General features: G+C 61.0%; 19 protein-coding genes and 1 pseudogene. 5 read left to right on the forward strand and 15 right to left on the reverse strand.

The features are described 5' to 3' along the window. Nucleotides 1-286 precede the first annotated feature (286 nt). Nucleotides 287-514: a hypothetical protein gene (locus tag AC27VO_RS05495; protein WP_488665707.1), complete on the forward strand. Its 228-nt coding sequence runs from the start codon at nucleotides 287-289 to the stop codon at nucleotides 512-514. 38 nt (nucleotides 515-552) lie between these two features. Here the strand turns inward: AC27VO_RS05495 and AC27VO_RS05500 are convergent, their stop codons facing one another. Together AC27VO_RS05500 and pyrE are read right to left on the reverse strand one after the other, a co-directional pair. After that, on the reverse strand, nucleotides 553-1,053 hold the full coding sequence (locus tag AC27VO_RS05500; protein WP_488665708.1) for a DUF4124 domain-containing protein: 501 nt from the start codon (nucleotides 1,051-1,053) through the stop codon (nucleotides 553-555). A gap of 186 nt (nucleotides 1,054-1,239) precedes the next feature. Next, complete coding sequence (gene pyrE, locus AC27VO_RS05505; protein WP_488665709.1) at nucleotides 1,240-1,938, reverse strand: orotate phosphoribosyltransferase; 699 nt, start codon at nucleotides 1,936-1,938, stop codon at nucleotides 1,240-1,242. Here pyrE and AC27VO_RS05510 point away from each other — a divergent pair. After that, nucleotides 1,937-2,749: an exodeoxyribonuclease III gene (locus AC27VO_RS05510; protein ID WP_488665710.1), complete on the forward strand. Its 813-nt coding sequence runs from the start codon at nucleotides 1,937-1,939 to the stop codon at nucleotides 2,747-2,749. The two genes, pyrE and AC27VO_RS05510, sit on opposite strands and share 2 nt — an antisense overlap. A gap of 42 nt (nucleotides 2,750-2,791) precedes the next feature. Here AC27VO_RS05510 and AC27VO_RS05515 read toward each other — a convergent pair whose 3' ends face one another. From AC27VO_RS05515 to alr, 6 genes are all read right to left on the reverse strand, one after another. Further along, nucleotides 2,792-4,042: an O-antigen ligase family protein gene (locus AC27VO_RS05515; protein ID WP_488665711.1), complete on the reverse strand. Its 1,251-nt coding sequence runs from the start codon at nucleotides 4,040-4,042 to the stop codon at nucleotides 2,792-2,794. A gap of 37 nt (nucleotides 4,043-4,079) precedes the next feature. After that, entirely contained in the window at nucleotides 4,080-4,868 is a 789-nt protein-coding gene (locus AC27VO_RS05520) for a glycosyltransferase family 2 protein (protein ID WP_488665712.1), read from the reverse strand. 82 nt (nucleotides 4,869-4,950) lie between these two features. Further along, entirely contained in the window at nucleotides 4,951-5,160 is a 210-nt protein-coding gene (locus AC27VO_RS05525; RefSeq protein WP_488665713.1) for a zinc-finger domain-containing protein, read from the reverse strand. 110 nt (nucleotides 5,161-5,270) lie between these two features. Next, nucleotides 5,271-5,702: a glycerate kinase gene (locus AC27VO_RS05530; protein WP_488665714.1), complete on the reverse strand. Its 432-nt coding sequence runs from the start codon at nucleotides 5,700-5,702 to the stop codon at nucleotides 5,271-5,273. Nucleotides 5,703-5,763: 61 nt separating this feature from the next. Continuing rightward, entirely contained in the window at nucleotides 5,764-7,149 is a 1,386-nt protein-coding gene (radA, locus tag AC27VO_RS05535) for a DNA repair protein RadA (protein WP_488665715.1), read from the reverse strand. Between the two features lie 157 nt (nucleotides 7,150-7,306). Further along, nucleotides 7,307-8,422: an alanine racemase gene (gene alr / locus AC27VO_RS05540; protein WP_488665716.1), complete on the reverse strand. Its 1,116-nt coding sequence runs from the start codon at nucleotides 8,420-8,422 to the stop codon at nucleotides 7,307-7,309. A gap of 143 nt (nucleotides 8,423-8,565) precedes the next feature. Here alr and lplT point away from each other — a divergent pair, with 143 nt between their 5' ends. Together lplT and AC27VO_RS05550 are read left to right on the forward strand one after the other, a co-directional pair. Beyond that, the gene (gene lplT / locus AC27VO_RS05545) at nucleotides 8,566-9,858 is read left to right on the forward strand and encodes a lysophospholipid transporter LplT (protein ID WP_488665717.1); all 1,293 of its coding nucleotides are present in this window, start codon (nucleotides 8,566-8,568) and stop codon (nucleotides 9,856-9,858) included. Between the two features lie 57 nt (nucleotides 9,859-9,915). Further along, entirely contained in the window at nucleotides 9,916-10,797 is an 882-nt protein-coding gene (locus tag AC27VO_RS05550; RefSeq protein WP_488665718.1) for a DMT family transporter, read from the forward strand. Nucleotides 10,798-10,924: 127 nt separating this feature from the next. On the opposite strand, the gene AC27VO_RS05555 is transcribed toward AC27VO_RS05550, so the two are convergent. Then, the gene (locus tag AC27VO_RS05555; RefSeq protein ID WP_488665719.1) at nucleotides 10,925-11,161 is read right to left on the reverse strand and encodes a hypothetical protein; all 237 of its coding nucleotides are present in this window, start codon (nucleotides 11,159-11,161) and stop codon (nucleotides 10,925-10,927) included. Between the two features lie 158 nt (nucleotides 11,162-11,319). Between AC27VO_RS05555 and AC27VO_RS05560 the strand changes: the two genes are divergently transcribed. Next, nucleotides 11,320-11,820: a glutathione peroxidase gene (locus tag AC27VO_RS05560; RefSeq protein ID WP_488665720.1), complete on the forward strand. Its 501-nt coding sequence runs from the start codon at nucleotides 11,320-11,322 to the stop codon at nucleotides 11,818-11,820. Between the two features lie 50 nt (nucleotides 11,821-11,870). Here the strand turns inward: AC27VO_RS05560 and AC27VO_RS05565 are convergent, their stop codons facing one another. The 6 genes and pseudogenes from AC27VO_RS05565 to AC27VO_RS05590 all read right to left on the reverse strand — a co-directional run bounded on the left by AC27VO_RS05565 (nucleotide 11,871) and on the right by AC27VO_RS05590 (nucleotide 17,766). After that, nucleotides 11,871-12,611 (reverse strand): ProQ/FINO family protein, encoded by a 741-nt coding sequence (locus AC27VO_RS05565; protein ID WP_488665721.1) that lies wholly within the window; start codon nucleotides 12,609-12,611, stop codon nucleotides 11,871-11,873. A gap of 92 nt (nucleotides 12,612-12,703) precedes the next feature. Next, complete coding sequence (glcF, locus tag AC27VO_RS05570; protein ID WP_488665722.1) at nucleotides 12,704-13,948, reverse strand: glycolate oxidase subunit GlcF; 1,245 nt, start codon at nucleotides 13,946-13,948, stop codon at nucleotides 12,704-12,706. A gap of 18 nt (nucleotides 13,949-13,966) precedes the next feature. Next, nucleotides 13,967-14,736 (reverse strand): annotated as a pseudogene (locus tag AC27VO_RS05575) (YoaK family protein). Nucleotides 14,737-14,747: 11 nt separating this feature from the next. Beyond that, nucleotides 14,748-15,863 (reverse strand): glycolate oxidase subunit GlcE, encoded by a 1,116-nt coding sequence (glcE, locus tag AC27VO_RS05580; protein WP_488665723.1) that lies wholly within the window; start codon nucleotides 15,861-15,863, stop codon nucleotides 14,748-14,750. 182 nt (nucleotides 15,864-16,045) lie between these two features. Then, the gene (locus AC27VO_RS05585) at nucleotides 16,046-17,401 is read right to left on the reverse strand and encodes an ammonium transporter (protein ID WP_488665724.1); all 1,356 of its coding nucleotides are present in this window, start codon (nucleotides 17,399-17,401) and stop codon (nucleotides 16,046-16,048) included. A gap of 26 nt (nucleotides 17,402-17,427) precedes the next feature. Further along, a complete protein-coding gene (locus AC27VO_RS05590) occupies nucleotides 17,428-17,766 on the reverse strand; it encodes a P-II family nitrogen regulator (protein WP_488665725.1) in 339 nt (112 codons plus the stop codon). Nucleotides 17,767-17,860 lie beyond the last annotated feature (94 nt).

Here is a 17,860-nt window from a genome sequence, read left to right on the forward strand (position 1 = left end):
CAGGCACCATCCGGTAGCGAGTGCTTGGCGCTGCCGCGTGTAAGCAAAAGTACGTTGATTTGGAGATTGCACAATGGGCTGGAGACCTGCGTGTGTCATGCACGCGGACAAAGGCATCGGCATAGGCGTCTCACTCTGACCAACTGCCCAAACGCAAGAAAAGACTGATGCGGGTCGCACATGCACAGGGGTGCCATCGCCCTCTGTGACTTACCTCTTGTGCCACAGCGCAAGCCATGCCACATTGAGGGCAATGCTGTCTCTCCATTTATGAGGATCGTTGCCTATGACAACCCCCGCCCCCATCAACCTGGACAAACTGCGCCATGCCGTACAAAAGTTTGGCGTCATGAGCTTTACGACTTCGCAGCTCGCCACGGACTACCACCAAGGTGAGCCGACCAACCATGATGCGCTGCAGTTTGAGCAAGTTTTGCGACGCCACGCTGCGCTGCTTGGCATTGCGCCGCAGCCCTCCAGCGCTGGGGGTGATACGGTCTGGGAAGCGCTTTAAGCGCAAAGTCAGCGCTAGGCCGAGGATGTGGGGGGCGCTTAAAGTTCTGCGCTCTGAGGCGCACTCTCGGCAGGACGCTGCGATTTCCACAGCGGCTGCAGCCGCTGCAAATCGGCATCAAAGCGCTTGTGAATGCGCTGTGCCTCATCCGCCTGAGCGCCCAACAAGGCACGCTGATCTTGGCGGGCTTTTTCGACATCCTGCACAGAGGCGCGCAAGCGCGCGGGGATCTTGCTCGGGTCTTGCCGGTAAAACTGCAACTCTTGATCTATGCGCTGCTGCTCTTTGTCCAGCTCTTGCAAACGCTGGTGCGCCAAGGTTTGCATTTCCTCCGTTTGCACCAGTGCATCCCGGCGCGCTGCGTCATGCACCGCTTTGGCAGGGTAACGCGCCAGCAAGGCGGCATCCCGGCGGCGCTGCTCTTGCAAGCGTTGCTGTACCAGCTGTTCGCTGCGGCGCTGCTCTAAGCGCTGCGCCATCTCCGCTTCCGTCAGTGCTGGCCCCAAGCGGCTGCGTTCAATCCCCGAAGGACTTAACACCCGCTGTTCTCTGTCCGCGCATTGGGGAATGGGCCGGTCTGCCGTGATACGCCGCCCGGACGCATCGACACAGGTGTAAATATTCGATTTCGACGCGGGCTGCGCCATCACCGGAGCGGTTAACGCCACACTGCAAAAGATACAAGACCCAAGGTGTAATGCCAACCGCATACGGTGATGAATGTTTTAGTCGTTCACTCCATAGCGTTGGCGATAAGCCAGCACACGCTCGTGGTGCTGCACCATCTCGCCCTCGCCCCCTCGTGACCCCAGATAAGCCAGCAGATCAGACAGTGCCGCAATGGCACAGACCTGCAGGCCCAGCTGGTTGCGCACATATTGCACGGCGCTGTGATCTACGTCTTTGCCATTCTCTGTGGCTTTCTCCTGGCGGTCCAGTGCAATCGCTACCGCATGTGGCGTAGCCCCCGCAGCCTGAATCAGGGCAATGGATTCGCGTGCCGCGGTCCCTGCACTCATCACATCATCGATGATGAGCACGCGACCTTGCAGTGGTGCCCCCACCAAGGTGCCGCCTTCACCGTGATCTTTGGCTTCTTTGCGGTTATAGGCAAATGGCACATTCTTGCCCATACGTGCCAATTCGACGGCCACAGTGGCCGCCAGCGGAATACCTTTATAGGCGGGACCAAAGACCATATCGAACTCCATACCGCTGGCCACAATAGCTTTTGCATAGAATTCGGCCAAACGGGCCATCTTGGCACCGTCGTCGAACAAGCCAGCGTTAAAGAAATAAGGGCTCAGTCGCCCGGCCTTGGTCTTGAATTCACCGAAACGCAGCACGCCTGCGTCTACGGCAAACTGCACAAACTCTTGCGCCAATTGATCGTTCTGTTTCTGTTGCGCGCCACTGATAGACATGGATTCTTCCCTTTTCAAATTGACCAGCCTCAACCTCAACGGCATCCGCTCTGCCGCATCCAAAGGTGTGGAGGCATGGAGTGCGGCGACCGGCCCGGATTGTATTTGCGTGCAAGAAGTCAAAGCCCAGGCTGCGGATATTGCAGGCAAATTTGACACTCTGGCAGGCATGCGCGGTGTGTTCCATTTTGCGCAGAAAAAAGGCTATTCAGGCGTAGGCATCTACAGCCGCCACGAGCCCAGTGATGTGATCGCGGGTTTTGACCCCGAAGAGTTTGATGCCGAGGGACGGTATGTGGAAGCCCGTTTTGATACGCCCAACCGCAAGCTCTCCATCATCAGCAGCTACTTCCCCAGCGGCTCATCGGGTGAAGAGCGGCAAGCGGCCAAGTTTCGCTTTCTGGCAAAAATGCATGCCCACCTCATGCAGATGAAGGGGGAACGTGAATTTGTGCTGTGTGGCGACATCAATATTGCGCATCGCAAGGAAGACCTGAAAAACTGGCGTGGCAACCAGAAGAACAGCGGCTTCACCCCCGAAGAGCGCGCCTGGATGGACATGTTGCTGGCCGACACCGAAACGGGAGGCGTCAAAGACGTCTACCGCTGCCTGCAGCCTGACACCACCGATGCGTGCTACACATGGTGGAGCAACCGAGGCCAAGCCTACGCCAACAACGTGGGGTGGCGACTGGATTACCACTTGGCTACCCCTGCAATAGCAGCCCTGGCCAAGGCTGAGGCCATCTACAAAGGCGAGAAGTTTTCAGACCATGCACCGATAACGGTGGGGTATGACTTGAAACTTTGAGCTCCAACCAGAGAAAAGCCAGTGCGCGCACTGGCTTTTGATTTAGGACGCTTGGTAACTGCGCTCAATAGATTGCAACGCACCCCAAAAAACAACAATCGAAAATAAATAAAACATATTGCCACTGTTGTGAGCAAAAAATACTTGCGTCCAACCAAAGCCAAAGTAGGCAATAGGCAAAAGCGCAGCGGCCATCCGAACTCCCAAGGCTGTTGGTCGCATTGGCTCCGCCACCAACCGCAAACGCTTATGCGTAGGCCAAAACAAGCATAGTGGAATCAGATAAAAAAGCAGCAGGGCAGCCCCGCCCAAAGCGCCACGCTTGACCAACATATCGATGATTTCGTTATGCGCGTGCTCATACTTCATGATGGATGGATGTGCGGCACCCTGATCCACCAGCGCTTGCTTCTGCGCCACGACCCCCCGCGTCCCCCAACCCGTCAGCGGTGAGCGCTCAATCATCTGCAGTGCAATGCGCCACTGCTCCAGTCTCTGCCCAATTGAAGCTCTCACACCTTGCTCCGGATTTTGCAAATACAGCTCCAGCTGCACAAAAGCTTGCTGCGCTCTACCGCCGATTTTTTCGCCGTAAGGAATCATCACCGCAGCCATCAGCACCAACGCCGCGATGAGTGCACCGCAAGCCAGCCGAGCCTTGCCTTGCTGGAACAAAACCACCAGCATGCACAGCATCATTAAAGGTGCGACCACCCACGCCCCTCGCGTCTCGGACATCAAGGAGGCCAGCACCCCACAAGCGCCAACAGCCCACAGGACGATTACTACCCATACGCGCTGCTTGGAAAAAAGCGAAATTGCCCAAACAGCCATGCCCAAATACATCGCAATACCGCCAAATTGGATTGCATTCGTATGCCCCGTGGCCTTCACCCAGCCCAAGGCAAGATATTGGTAAGCCGCTACGCCAAGAGCACCCAAAGCACCTACAGCCAAGCCATAGAGCACTGCGCGCGGTGTTACGCCCCAAACACTTCCTATGACCAATGCCAGGGCCGCAAGCCAGTATCGCGGCCACAAATCAGAGCCCGTTAAAGAAAAGACAGTGTCAAAGCTAAAGCCCCACGTCAGGCCCATAACCAGCATGATCCCAAAAAGCAGCCATGTTTTCCGCGAAATTTTCTCGTGCCGCAACACGACCACCCCTCCAATAGCCAATAACGACATGCCTGCTGCACCATACGAATACCCCGAAGGCACTGCCAAAGACAAGGCAAAAAACAGACATGCGCAAAAACTAAACGCAGTACGTTGAATGCGAGAGAAATCCATACTTACTACCTACCCGAACACAACATATACGACACCATCAGCGCTTCACGTTGACTGCGAATTCATGGTCATAACCCAAGATGGCATAACGAAAAAATGCTTCAAGAGCAATGAATGTGCTGTATAGGAATCCTGCGCCACCACACAGAAATCCAAAATTCAAAAAATACACCCTAATAAACATGTTGGTCGATGAAATAAGGCCACGTACCACACCGCCCTTTTTTTTCTTCTCAGCCCTTTTAGCGGCTCCCAGCATGGCGTATTGCGTGAGTTTTTGCAGACTGTCGTGCACCGTGCTGCGCGAGTGGTGCAGCAATGGCACATCGATGGTGTGCCTTGGCATATCTTCAACCACCTGTGCTTCTTCATGCACAACACCAATAAAGTGACTCACGGTCTTTCGCACAAACAAGCGTTCCACACGGGAGATGGAGCGCAGATACTTCAACTCACGGCCAAACGCCACCATGCGCCACTTAATACGCCACACTGCTTCTGCATTACCGGCAATGATGTTTTGGAGCTCTTGCTGAAATTCAGCTGACATTTCTTCATCAGCATCCAAAAAGAAGATGTAGTCCCCCGTGGCATGGGCGAGGAGTCGATTGCGCTGCACGGCAAAGCCTTGCCAATCCGGATAGTTGTGGACTTCCGCCCCCATTTCCTGGGCAATAGTCACTGTCGCATCGGAGCTGCCGCTGTCAACGACCAGTAATTGATCTGCGAAGCGTGCGCTCTGCAAGCATCTACCAATGCGCTTCTCTTCATTCAGCGTCAACACCGCCACCGTCAACGTAGCACGCTTTTGGCCTTTCTCAGCCATACCTACACTCCCATTTACCCCGGCCCATAAAAAAGCCGCAAGGCTTTATAGCCTGCGGCACTGTTCACGGTGTCCTCTCGCCTCAATGTCCTCCGGCAAACACTTCCCCAGCCTTGAGCTGGTACACCGTCCCGCAATACGGGCACTTGCCTTCACCGTGGTGGGCCACATCGATATACACCTTGGGGTGGCTGTTCCACAGCTTCATATCGGCCTTGGGGCTGGGGCAGTAAACACCGCCTTGCTGGTTCAGGTCTTTGGCATCCAGTTCGACGACGGCAGAAGTGCTCATGGTGGGTGTCTCTCTCACAGGTGGAGGCAGCCCGTACATGCAGGCTGCGTAAACTTTAAATCGGGGGCGGACGCACTGCGCCCACCACGCTTGGCGCCGATTTTAAAGGTTCACGCTGCGCTTGCGTTGCTGTCCGTAACGTTCTGTTCAGCTTTCTTGGGGCGCTCCAGCGTCCACTTCATCAAGCGGCCTTGCACAAACTCACAGGTCACGTGCGAATCGCTGCCGTCTGTCCAGCGGTAGATCTCCGGATCCTGACCTTCTTCGGACAGGCGTACACCCAAGGAACGGGTCATGGCCACCACGTGCATCAGATTGACTTTGGGCTTGAGCTTGGCGTTGAGCATCACGGCGCTGCCCACATAGCCCATGGGGCGTTGCGAGGCACGGCGCATCACCGTCATCAGGCGGGTGAAGTGCAGCAGCAGCCACATCATGATGCCCCCACCCACCGCCGCCAAACCCTTCCAACCCAGTGAATCGAAGGCGAAGTAAATCAGGACCGCCAAACCCAAAGGAACCACAATATTGCGCATATTCATAGGCCTTATTGTCGGGTCTTGCTGGATTTCATGGCTTGCGGGCAGTGCGTATGCCCAAGGGTTAATCCAGCCCGCGCACGATCTGCATGGCCTCATCCACGCGCTCCACAGCGTGAATCTTCAGACCAGGGATGGCTTTTTTGGGCACATTGGCTTTGGGCACCACAGCCACGGTAAAGCCCAGCTTGGCAGCTTCCTTGAGGCGGTCTTGCCCGCGCGGTGCGGGGCGCACCTCACCGGCCAAGCCCACCTCGCCGAACGCGAAAAAGCCTTTGGGCAAGGCCCTGCCACGCAAGCTGCTGGTAATGGAGAGCATCACCGCCAAGTCGGCCGCAGGTTCATTGATGCGCACACCGCCCACGGCGTTCACAAATACGTCTTGGTCGGCACAGGCCACGCCAGCATGCCGGTTGAGCACGGCCAACAGCATGGCCAGGCGGTCTTTGTCCAAACCCACCGACAGGCGGCGCGGCGCAGGGCCTGAACTGTCTACCAGCGCCTGAATTTCCACCAACAGCGGACGCGTGCCCTCCAGCGTCACCATCACGCAGCTGCCGGGTACCGGCTCGGAATGCTGGCTCAGGAAGATGGCGCTGGGGTTGCTCACCCCTTTGAGGCCTTTTTCAGTCATGGCGAACACGCCAATCTCATTCACCGCGCCAAAGCGGTTTTTGATGGCCCGCACCAGGCGGTGCGGGCTGTGCGTGTCGCCTTCAAAGTACAGCACCGTGTCCACCATGTGCTCCAACACGCGCGGGCCGGCCAGCGCACCTTCCTTGGTCACGTGGCCCACCAGAATCACCGTCACGCCCGTGCTTTTGGCCATGCGCGTCAAATGCGCAGCGCATTCGCGCACCTGCGCCACCGAGCCGGGCGCGCTGGTAAGCTGGTCGGAATACATGGTCTGGATGGAGTCAATCACCACCACGGCGGGCTGCGTGGCCTCCACCGTCGCCAGAATTTTTTCGAGCTGAATTTCGGCCAACAGGTTCACCTGGCTGCCATCAATCCCCAAGCGGCGTGAGCGCAGCGCCACCTGGGCACCGCTTTCCTCACCCGTCACATACAGCGTGGGCAAGCCCGCGCGCTGCAACGCGTCCATGGCCTGCAGCAGCAAGGTGGATTTGCCAATGCCAGGGTCGCCGCCAATCAGCACCACCCCGCCTTCGACCACCCCGCCGCCCAATACGCGATCCAGCTCTTCAATGCCGCTGGGCGTGCGCGCCACGTCTTGGGCCTCAATGGCCGACAAGGGGGTGACGGGCTGGGCATTGGCCATGCCCGCATAGCCTTGCGGTGCGCTCAGGCGGTTTTTTCCGCCGGATGCGGCCTCAGGCACGCTTTCGATCAGGCTGTTCCAAGCACCGCAGTTGGGGCACTTGCCCAACCAGCGCGGGGTCGTGCCGCCACAGGCATTGCAGGTGTAGATGGTTTTGTCTTTGGCCATGGCAGCGACTATATCGGGGCCGGCTTGGCAGGCCCGCGCTGCCTGGGCAATTTCACTAAAAAGAGAGCTTCTTGCGCTTACTCCACTTGCACATCAGGTAAAAAACCATCTGGTATGCAGCATTGACCAGCGCAACGCGCTCTCTTTTTTAAAAAGCCTATTTGCGCAGCGGCGCTTCATCGCTGACCACCGGCACGCGCGGCGCCACAGCGCACATCAGCTCGTAACCGGTGGTGCCTGCAGCGGCAGCCACTTCGTCGATCGACAACACGGCACCGCTGGTGGGCGACTGGCCCCACAGCACCACTTCGCAGCCAAAGCCAGCACCGGGCACGGGGGTCAGATCCACACACAGCATGTCCATGCTCACGCGGCCCAGCAGGCGTGTGCGCACACCGTTTACCAATACCGGCGTGCCGGTGCCGCACACACGCGGGTAGCCGTCGGCATAGCCGCAGCTGACCACGCCGACGTGCGTGGCTTCGGTGGCCGTGAAGGTAGAGCCATAGCCCACGGTGCCGCCGGGCTGCACGTGCTGGGTGCCAATGATCTGGGCGCTGAGCGTCATGGCGGGCTTCAAGTCCCAGTCCTGGGCCGTGTGCGCCGGGTAATCCGGCGCACTGCCAAACAGCACGATGCCGGGGCGCACCCAGTCGCCGCGCAGCTTTTCGTCCGTTCCTTGCAGCAAGGCGGCGGCGCTGTTGCACAGCGTGCGCTCACCAGGCAGATCGTCCGTGGTCTGCGCAAACACGGCTTGTTGGTGGGCGGTGCCACGCGGGCCATCGGCATCGCTGAAGTGGGTGATGAAGGAGATTTCTTCCACCTGGGGCAGCGCATTCAGGCGTGCGTAGGCGGCGCGGTAGCGCTCGGGCGTGAAGCCCAGGCGGTTCATGCCGCTGTTCATTTTCAGGAACACGCGGTGGGGCACCTGGGTTTTGTGGGCCGCCAGCCAGTCGATCTGCTGGTCGCAGTGCACCGTGTGCCACAGGCCCAGGCGCGAGCACATTTCCAGGTCGCGTGCGTCAAACACGCCCTCAATCAGCAAAATGGGGCCACGCCAGTCCAGCGCACGCAGGCGCTGGGCCTCGGCCACCTCCAGCACGGCAAAGCCGTCGGTGGCGCGCAGGCCTGCAAAGGCATTCTCCAAACCATGGCCATAGGCATTGGCCTTGACCATGCTCATCAACTTGGCGTCTGGCGCCGCCTGTCGGACACGTTCCAGATTGTGGCGAATCGCCTGGGGATGGATGGTGGCAAGGATGGGACGCGGCATGACAAGCAAATTAGGCGATAACAAACATCGTCCATTCTGGCACTTGTGGCTAAGGTCTGCGTGATATAACCGCCAGTCGTTTGCCACTGGGACAACCATTACCGTGCGCTTGCCCCCTGTGGGCCGGGACACGTCAGCATTTCATGAAGCGCGGTTTCTACACCATCATGTCAGCGCAGTTTTTCAGCTCGCTGGCCGATAACGCCTTGTTCGTTGCAGCCGTTGAGCTGCTGCGCACTGGCGGAGCTCCCGAGTGGCAAAGCGCCGCTTTGGTTCCTATGTTTGCGCTGTTCTACGTCGTGCTTGCGCCGTTTGTCGGCGCTTTTGCCGACGCACTGCCCAAAGGGCGCGTCATGTTCATCAGCAACGCCATCAAGGTGGTGGGCTGCTTGCTGATGCTGTTTGGCCACCACCCGCTGCTGGCCTACGCCGTGGTGGGCCTGGGCGCTGCGGCCTATTCGCCGGCCAAGTACGGCATCCTGACAGAGTTGCTGCCCGCCTCGCAGCTGGTCAAGGCCAACGGCTGGATCGAAGGGCTGACCATCACCTCCATCATCCTCGGCGTGCTGCTGGGTGGCCAATTGGTGGGACCTGCCATTTCCCAGCATCTGCTGGCCCTGGGTATTCCGGGCGTGGAAAGCGCGGCCGAAGCCGCCATCGGCGTGCTGGTGTTTGTGTATGCGCTGGCCGCCTGCTTCAATCTGCGCATTCCGCGCACCAGCGCGCCGCTCGTGCCTTTGCGCACCGATGCCAGCAAGGGCCTGGCTGCCAACGCCCTGGCCCTGCTGCCCGACTTCTGGCACTGCAACCGTCGTCTGTGGGGCGACAAGCTGGGACAAATCTCGCTGTCCACCACCACGCTGTTCTGGGGTGTATCGGGCAATCTGCGCTACATCGTGCTGGCCTGGGCTGCCGTTGCGCTGGGCTACGGCACCACCGATGCGTCCGCACTGGTGGGCGTGGTGGCCATTGGCACTGCAGCGGGTGCGGTGCTGGCATCGATGCGCATGAGCCTGCAGCACGCCACCCGTGTGATTCCCATGGGCATTGCCATGGGCCTGCTGGTGATCTGCATGAACTTCATCAGCAACCTGTGGGTGGCTGTGCCCTTTCTGATCGTGCTGGGTGGTCTGGGTGGCTTCCTGGTGGTGCCCATGAATGCCTTGTTGCAGCACCGCGGCCACAACCTGATGGGCGCGGGCCGCTCCATTGCCGTGCAGAACTTCAATGAGCAGGCCTGCATTCTGGGCCTGGGCGCGCTGTACAGCCTCTCGACCATGTGGGGCCTGTCGGCCTACGGCGCCATCACCGGCTTTGGCCTGATTGTGGCGTTCACCATGTGGCTGATCCGCCGCTGGTACCTGTACAACTGCCGCAACCACGGCGGCGAGGTGCGGCGCCTGCTCAGCATCGCGCGCAGCGACCACCTTCACTAAAAACAATATTCATAGCTTCCAGCGCAGGCACCACCTGCGCTGGAACTGTTTTTGACCATGCATTCTGCGCTGCCCTACCTGTCCTTGCTGTTCAACGCCATGGTCTGGGGCCTGGCCTGGTGGCCGTTTCAGACCATGCATGCCCATGGCCTGGTCGCCCCCTGGGCCACCAGCCTGATTTACGGCCTGCTGACCGCGATCACGCTGCTGTGCGCACGCGGCATCTGGCGGGCACTGGGGGCGCACCCCGTGCTGTGGCTGCTGGCACTGTCGTCCGGGCTGACCAATGTGTCGTTCAACACGGCGGCCTCCACCGGCGATGTGGTGCGCGTGATTTTGCTGTTCTATCTGATGCCCGCCTGGACGGTACTGCTGGCCTGGCGCTTTCTGGGCGAGCGCCCCACCGGCGCCGGTCTGCTGCGCCTGGTGTTGGCATTCAGCGGCATGGCGCTGGTGATCGTTCCCCAAGGGGCCAGCATCGGCAGCCTGAGCGCAGGCATCGGTCTGCCCGAATGCCTGGCCCTGTTCGGTGGCCTGTGCTTTGCCTGCAGCAATGTGCTGCTGCGCCGCAGCTTGCACACGCCCAGCATGGCGCGGGTGCTGGCCATGTTCATCGGCTGCATGGTGGTGGGCCTGATCACCGCCTGCGTGGGCTACGCGCAGGGGTACTTCCCGGCCATTCCCGCGCCGGATACGGTGTGGCTGGCGTGCGCGCTGGGCATGGCCGTGCTGGTGGCCATTGGCTCCTGGGCGCTGCAATATGGCGCCGCCCGCGTGCCAACCGGCACCACCTCGCTGATCATGCTGTCGGAAGTGCTGTTTGCCAGTGGCTCTGCCTGGCTGCTGGGCGCCACCACCTTGACACCGCGCATGCTGATGGGCGGCGTGCTCATCATCGGCGGTGCGCTGCTCACCGTGCTGCAAAACCACAAGCGCTGAGCGCATGCGCGTGCGCCACACCGGCACAAAAAAGCCCCGCTGCGGCGGGGCCGTGTGTGTGGAACCGTATGTGGCCCGTGGGGGGAGATGCCTGATGCCTGATGCCTGATGCCTGATGCCTGAGCCCTCAGCCCCCATCTGCAGGGGCAGCCACCGCCGCGGCGCCTGCGGGCTGCATCAGGCCGGTGGGCGGCATTGGGTTGTCCGGCGCCATGGGGCTGGGTTGCAGCTCCGGCACCGGGGTCGCAGGGCGCTGGTGGGCCACGTAGAACCCATAGCCCATGCCGCCCAGCAGCACCACGGCCGCCAGCACCAGCGTGGGTATTCCGTCTTCCAGCAGGTTGGGGAGTAAGCCTCGCTGCATCTCTCACCTCATTTCTGTGTGGCTGATGGGCAAAATCTACTCCACTTCCGTCCGGCTTTCAAACCACGGCAGACGGCGCGGGGCGACAGGCAGCCACCCGCCCGGTGTGCGCTGGTGGCAAGATAGGCACTTCCCCCTCCCCCTGCCAAGAGGCCTTCATGTCCAGCTTCTACGACTTCACCGCCACCAGCATCGACGGACACACCCAACCCCTGACTGCCTACCGGGGCCAGGTGGTACTGGTGGTCAACACCGCCAGCGCCTGTGGCTTTACGCCGCAGCTCGAAGGGCTGCAGCAGCTGCACCAGCGCTATGCCGCGCAAGGGTTGGTGATTGTGGGCTTTCCCTGCAACCAGTTCGGTCAGCAGGACAAGGGCAGCAACGCCGACATTGCCAGCTTCTGCCTGCGCAATTACGGGGTGGACTTTCCCATGATGGCCAAGATCGACGTGAACGGCAGCCAGGCCCACCCCTTGTTTGCCTGGCTCAAGGCGCAGGCACCGGGGATTCTGGGCACGGAAATGATCAAGTGGAATTTCACCAAATTCCTGGTCGGCCGCGACGGCCAGGTGTTGCAGCGCTTTGCCCCCAAAGACACGCCGCAAAGCCTGGTGCCCGCACTGGAAGCCGCTTTGCAAGCGCCTGCCAGCGCCGCATAAAAAAAGGGGCCTGTAGGCCCCTTTTTTGGTTGGCGACCACCCGGGGTGGCTTATTGCGCCTGTGCGGCCTGCAATTGCTTGGCGCGGTGCAGCTGGCGCATCACCAGGTGAGCGTTCATCCCGTACATGTCGGCAAAGGCGCGCACATCGCCCGATCCGCTGGCCACGTAAGCACGCTCTACGGCTTCGGCCTTGGCATCTTGTTCGGCGATTTCCGCCAAAGCGGCATCCAGCAGTGCCTGGGTGGCTTCATCGCGCACCTGCACGACCGCCAGATAGGCTTCGCGGGACATCCCCGACTCCAGGAAAGCCGTGCCCATGCGGCGGCGCAGCTTGGCCTGCAGGTCTTCTCCATCACGGGGCTTCTTACGCTTGAACACTTCCACCAGGGCGTGGAACACATGCTCAGGGGCCATGGCTTCCACCACATTGCCCTGCAAATCATGGCGCGCTGCGCCCGACGCCACCGCGTTCAGGTAACGGGTCGAGCGGGTGTGGATGGACAGGGCCACTTTCAGCCCGGCCTTGTCCAGCGCCTCACCGTGTGCAGCCAGCAGGTCTTGGAAGATGCCGCGCTTGAGCGGCAGCACGGTTTCACCAAACAGCACGGGGTGCAGCTGTGCCAGCTGCACCAGCACAGGGTGCAATTCACGCGCAGGGCGTGCTGCGGGCTTGGCATTGGACTCCGCGCGGCCACGGCCACCACGGTGGTTGGGGCGGCGATCTGCGCGCGCAGGGGTGGCTGCGGCAGGTGCAGCGTTTTCAACGGTGGTGGACACAGATTCGGTCATGTGCTTGCAGGCAATGCAGAAAAAATCAAAGCCGCGATGATGCCAGCATTGCGCGTTCCGCGTGAAGCCCAAGTCCTATGCCTGCACAGAACTTATGCGTGGAGCGCTTCATCTAGCACCTCCACCCAGTGCCGCACGGGCACGCTGGTGCCGCTTTGCAGGTGCGTAATGCAGCCGATATTGGCCGACAAAATGGCTGCAGGCTGCGCCACGGCTTCGTCCAGTGCTTTCAATTTTCTATCCCGCAGGGTTTTGGACAGCTGAGGCTGTAACACCGAATAGGTGCCCGCAGAGCCGCAGCACAGGTGTGACTCGGTGCGCGCGGTAGTCAGCTGAAAACCCAGCTTGGCCAGATTGGCCTCCACCACGCCCTTGAGTTTTTGGGCGTGTTGCAGCGTGCACGGTGGGTGGTAGGCCATGGGCTGCGCCGGAATCTGCACCTGGCCTTGCAGCTTGTCGACCAGCTCTGGCAGCAGCGTGGGCAGCAGTTCGCTCAGGTCCCGGGTGATGGCGCTGATGCGTGCGGATTTTTCGGCATACGCGGGCTCATGGCGCAGCAGGTGTGCCCAATCCTTGACCATGGCACCGCAGCCTGAGGCGTTGCTCACAATCGCCTCGACCTCGCCGGCTTGCACCGCAGGCCACCAGGCATCGATGTTGGCGCGCATCTGCGCCTTGCCACCTTCATGGTCGTTGAGGTGGTATTTCACCGCGCCGCAGCACTGGCTACGCTGCACCACCACGGTTTGAATGCCTGCCGCATCCAGCACACGCGCCGTGGCGTAGTTGATGTTGGGCAGCATGGCGGGTTGCACACAGCCCGTGTGCAGCAGCACCTTGCGCGCATGCTCCCGGCTGGGCCACACGCCATGTGCGGTTTTGGGCGGTACCTTGGCCTTGATGCTGTCGGGCAGCAGACTGCGCACGCTCTGCCCCAGCTTCATGGCAGGGGCAAACAACGGGGATGTCACGCCCTCCTTGAGCGCCCAGCGCTGCAAGCGCTCGCCCAGCGGGCGCTGCACCTTGTCTTCCACCACCTTGCGGCCAATATCGACCAGGTGGCCGTATTGCACGCCGCTGGGGCAAGTGGTTTCGCAGTTGCGGCATGTCAGGCAACGGTCCAGGTGCTCCTGCGTGGCGCGCGTGGGCGTAGCCCCTTCGAGCACCTGCTTGATCAGGTAAATGCGCCCACGCGGGCCGTCCAGCTCATCGCCCAGCGTCTGGTAGGTGGGACAGGTGGCCGTGCAAAAGCCGCAGTGCACGCATTTGCGCAAAATGGCTTCGGCTTCCTGGCCCGCCAGGGTGCCCAGGTACTCGGGGGCTAAATTCGTTTGCATGGGGTGCTTGTCTCTTTTTTAGTTGTCAGAAGCTGGCGGTTGCCAGCGTTGGCGCCAATGCCTGGCATCGGTCCACAGCGGCGGCAATGACACCGCCATCAAAAGCAAGGCCAGCGGCACCACGCAGACAAAGCCCCAGCGATGAAAGCCCAGAGCTCCGGCGATGCCGCCCACCAAAAACATGGCCAGCAGGCCAGCGAACAAGCGCACACGGGACAGGTCAGCGTGCACCTGGTGCTCGGCGTCACGCCCGGCACGGTTCCAAAACAGCATCTTGCCCAGTTCAATACCGAGATCGGTCACCACCCCGGTCATGTGCGTGGTGCGGATGGTGGCGTGCGACATCTTGGTCAGCGTGGCGTTTGCACGCCCATGGTGAACGACAGCAGCAGCACCGTCATGGGTACGGCAAACCAGGTGGTCCACTGCACCGTCACCGCGCCCACCACACCAAACACCAGCACCAGCAGCGCCACCAGCAACAGCGGCAATGCATAGGTGCTGCGCAGGCGCAAAAGCCGCGCCCAGCTGACCAAGATGGCGGAAACCGCAGCGCCGCTCAGAAACGCCAGCAAAGCCCCCAGGGCGGCCAGCACCCAGGCGGTCTGCCCCAGCACCAGGTTGTCAGCCAGCATCGACATGAAACCCGTCATGTGCGAGGTGTACAGCTTCAGCACCAAAAAACCACCGGCGTTGATGGCCCCTGCGTTGAACGCCATCAGATAACCCAGCGCACGATTGGTCGAACCTGTGCGGTGGGCATCGGTGAGATGGCGCAACCTACGCATGGCCGTGCCCCTCAGGCGCTTGCGCGCCCCGGGTTGAAGATGCCTGCCGGGTCAAACGCCTGTTGGAGCTGCGCCTGGATGCGCTGCATGGCTGCAAGTTTCGGGTCAAAAATGGCTTCTGCGCTTATTTCACCAGCGCTTTCAGCTCTGAATAGAGAAGCACTTCCACCCACGGATTGCACCAAGTCTTTCAGCGCGCCCCCCATGCTGCGCGGTGCCTGCACCCAGCGCAGGCCTCCGTGCCACTCCACCAGCGGTGCGGCCACACCCGCAGGCAGCACCAAGGCGGCAGCGGTTTGCGGCAACGACAGGCGCCACAGGCAGTCTGCCGCCGTTCGCGCGGTAAACCAGGGCAGTGTCTGCTCGCCGCATGCCGCCCAATCCGGCGCGACTTGCGCGCTCTCCAACCGCATGCCCCCCATGTGCTTGCACGCTGCCTCCACCGCAGCGATGGCCCCACGCAGACGCACGTAGAGCATGCCCACACCGCCCTCGTCCACCCAGCAGCTGGCGTTCAGAGGCAGCGGCAGGCCACCCCACGCGTTCAGGCGCTGCAGGGCATCGGCCTGGCTGATACCGTCAAAGCGCAACGTGGCTTCGCCAGGCGCTACAGGCAACACCTTCAAACTGACTTCGGTGATCAGGCCCAGCGTGCCCCAGCTGCCTGCCATCAGGCGCGAGACGTCATAGCCGGCCACGTTCTTCATCACGGTGCCGCCAAAACGCAGCAGCTCGGCCTTGCCGTTGATGATTTCGGCACCCAGCACAAAATCACGCACCGCGCCCACGCTGGCACGGGCCGGGCCGCTCAGGCCCGCAGCCACCATACCGCCCACCGTGGCCTGTGCACCCTGGTCCGCAAAGTGCGGCGGCTCAAAGGCCAGGCACTGGCCCTGTGCGGCCAGCGCAGCTTCCAGCTCAACCAGCGGGGTGCCCGCACGCACAGTCACCACCAGTTCGCTGGGCTCGTAGCTGACGATGCCGCTCAACGCGCGGGTGTCCACAATGTCGCCCTGCAACTGCAGCGCGTGAAAGTCTTTGCTGCCACCACCGCGAATGCGCAGCGGCGAGGAGTCAGCAAGGGCAGCGCGTACGCGCTCAAGGGTCTGGTGAAGGGCGGCATCCATGGTGCTAAATCGTAGCCGCGTCTCGGCAATTTGCCTGCAGCGGCCATGTGAATTTTTTGAATGCCCGCCGTGAATCAGCGCCACACTGCCGCGCGTTGCACCCTGCTGCGCCCACAAAAAAGCCGCCCCAAGGGGCGGCTCAAGCACACTCCACAGACCGCCTGTACGGCCTGTACCTATGCTTAGCGGTTGTAGGCCGACTCACCGTGCGAGGTGATGTCCAGACCTTCGCGCTCAGCATCTTCAGCCACACGCAGACCCACCAGGATATCTGCGATCTTGAAGCAGATGTAGGAAACCACGCCGCACCACACGATGGTGACGATCACGCTCTTGAACTGCACCCACACTTGGTGTGCCATGTTGAAGCCTTCAGGCTCCACACCGCCCAGACCCGAAGCGCAGAACACGCCGGTCAGGATCGCACCCAGGATACCGCCCACACCGTGCACGCCGAACACGTCGCACACGTCGTCCACCTTCAGCATGCGCTTGAGGCCAGACACACCCCACAGGCACAGAGGGCCAGCGATCAAACCCATCACGATGGAACCCATGGGGCCCACGAAGCCAGCGGCGGGAGTAATCGTCACCAGACCGGCCACCGCACCGGAGGCTGCACCCAGCATGGAGGCCTTGCCCTTGTGCAGGGTCTCAGCCACGATCCAGGCCACAGCAGCAGCGCCAGTTGCCAAGATGGTGTTGATGAATGCCAGACCCGCAGTACCGTTGGCTGCACCCGCAGAACCTGCGTTGAAACCGAACCAGCCCACCCACAGCAGGGATGCGCCAACCATGGTCAGTGTCAGGCTGTGTGGAGGCAGTGCTTCCTTACCGAAGCCAATGCGCTTGCCCACCATGTAGGCACCCACCAGACCGGCTACCGCAGCGTTGATGTGCACCACGGTACCGCCCGCAAAGTCCAGCGCGCCGTCTTCCGCCAGCAAACCGCCGCCCCACACCATGTGGGCCATGGGGATGTAGCTGAAGGTGAACCACAGCACGGAGAAGATCATCACGGCCGAGAACTTCATGCGTTCAGCAAAAGCACCCACGATCAGCGCCACGGTGATGGCTGCAAAAGTGGACTGGAAGGCCACGAACACGTATTCAGGAATGGTGCTCAGTGCGCTGGACAGCGTGTCTGGCGTGATGCCAGCCAGGAACAGTTTGCTGAAGTCACCGTAGAACTTGCCTTCGCCACCGAAGGTGAGCGAGAAGCCGTAGATGGCCCACAGCACCGTGATCAGCGAGAAGATCACAAACACCTGTGCCAGCACGGACAGCATGTTTTTGGAGCGCACCAGACCTCCGTAGAACAGGGCCAGGCCGGGGATGATCATCAGGATCACCAGCATGGTGGAGGTCAGCATCCAGGCGGTGTCACCAGCGCTCAGCGCTGGTGCGGCCTCGACAGCGGCAGCAGCCACGGTTTCCACTACGGCGGCGGCCGCAGGCGCAGCCTCTTGGGCGAAAGCACTGGTCGCAGCGGCCATCAGGCCCAGACCCAGTGAAATTGCAGGAAGCGATTTTTTCATGTCAGTCTCTTGCCTAAAGGGTTGCGTTACAGGGCTTCCTTGCCGGTCTCACCGGTACGGATGCGCACCACTTGTTCCAAGTTGTATACAAAGATCTTGCCGTCACCGATCTTGCCGGTGCGGGCTGCGCCTTCGATGGCTTCAATGACCTGCTCCAGCACGGCGTCATCGACGGCCGCTTCCAGCTTCACCTTGGGCAGGAAATCCACCACATATTCAGCGCCACGGTACAGCTCGGTATGGCCCTTCTGGCGACCAAAACCCTTGACCTCGGTGACTGTGATGCCCTGAACGCCAAGCTGCGAGAGCGCTTCGCGCACCTCGTCGAGCTTGAAGGGCTTGATGATGGCTGACACCATTTTCATAAGACGTTCCTCCGGGAAGCGGGAAGTTGTAAAAAGTTCTGTGACAAGCCCTTTAAGCAGGGAGCGTGCCAACCAGCGGCCTTGAAGCGCAAAG

This window comes from Comamonas sp. 14P8.1.4 (assembly GCF_057799285.1).

Excerpts from the sequence above, each read along its gene's own strand:
- glcE (WP_488665723.1), bottom strand. The coding sequence starts at position 15,863 with ATGGATGCCGCCCTTCACCAGACCCTTGAGCGCGTACGCGCTGCCCTT.
- alr (WP_488665716.1), bottom strand. The coding sequence starts at position 8,422 with ATGCCGCGTCCCATCCTTGCCACCATCCATCCCCAGGCGATTCGCCAC.
- pyrE (WP_488665709.1), bottom strand. The coding sequence starts at position 1,938 with ATGTCTATCAGTGGCGCGCAACAGAAACAGAACGATCAATTGGCGCAA.
- glcF (WP_488665722.1), bottom strand. The coding sequence starts at position 13,948 with ATGCAAACGAATTTAGCCCCCGAGTACCTGGGCACCCTGGCGGGCCAG.
- AC27VO_RS05495 (WP_488665707.1), top strand. The coding sequence starts at position 287 with ATGACAACCCCCGCCCCCATCAACCTGGACAAACTGCGCCATGCCGTA.
- radA (WP_488665715.1), bottom strand. The coding sequence starts at position 7,149 with ATGGCCAAAGACAAAACCATCTACACCTGCAATGCCTGTGGCGGCACG.
- AC27VO_RS05530 (WP_488665714.1), bottom strand. The coding sequence starts at position 5,702 with ATGAATATGCGCAATATTGTGGTTCCTTTGGGTTTGGCGGTCCTGATT.
- AC27VO_RS05590 (WP_488665725.1), bottom strand. The coding sequence starts at position 17,766 with ATGAAAATGGTGTCAGCCATCATCAAGCCCTTCAAGCTCGACGAGGTG.
- AC27VO_RS05565 (WP_488665721.1), bottom strand. The coding sequence starts at position 12,611 with ATGACCGAATCTGTGTCCACCACCGTTGAAAACGCTGCACCTGCCGCA.
- AC27VO_RS05510 (WP_488665710.1), top strand. The coding sequence starts at position 1,937 with ATGGATTCTTCCCTTTTCAAATTGACCAGCCTCAACCTCAACGGCATC.
- AC27VO_RS05560 (WP_488665720.1), top strand. The coding sequence starts at position 11,320 with ATGTCCAGCTTCTACGACTTCACCGCCACCAGCATCGACGGACACACC.
- AC27VO_RS05525 (WP_488665713.1), bottom strand. The coding sequence starts at position 5,160 with ATGAGCACTTCTGCCGTCGTCGAACTGGATGCCAAAGACCTGAACCAG.
- AC27VO_RS05585 (WP_488665724.1), bottom strand. The coding sequence starts at position 17,401 with ATGAAAAAATCGCTTCCTGCAATTTCACTGGGTCTGGGCCTGATGGCC.
- AC27VO_RS05520 (WP_488665712.1), bottom strand. The coding sequence starts at position 4,868 with ATGGCTGAGAAAGGCCAAAAGCGTGCTACGTTGACGGTGGCGGTGTTG.
- lplT (WP_488665717.1), top strand. The coding sequence starts at position 8,566 with ATGAAGCGCGGTTTCTACACCATCATGTCAGCGCAGTTTTTCAGCTCG.
- AC27VO_RS05550 (WP_488665718.1), top strand. The coding sequence starts at position 9,916 with ATGCATTCTGCGCTGCCCTACCTGTCCTTGCTGTTCAACGCCATGGTC.
- AC27VO_RS05515 (WP_488665711.1), bottom strand. The coding sequence starts at position 4,042 with ATGGATTTCTCTCGCATTCAACGTACTGCGTTTAGTTTTTGCGCATGT.
- AC27VO_RS05555 (WP_488665719.1), bottom strand. The coding sequence starts at position 11,161 with ATGCAGCGAGGCTTACTCCCCAACCTGCTGGAAGACGGAATACCCACG.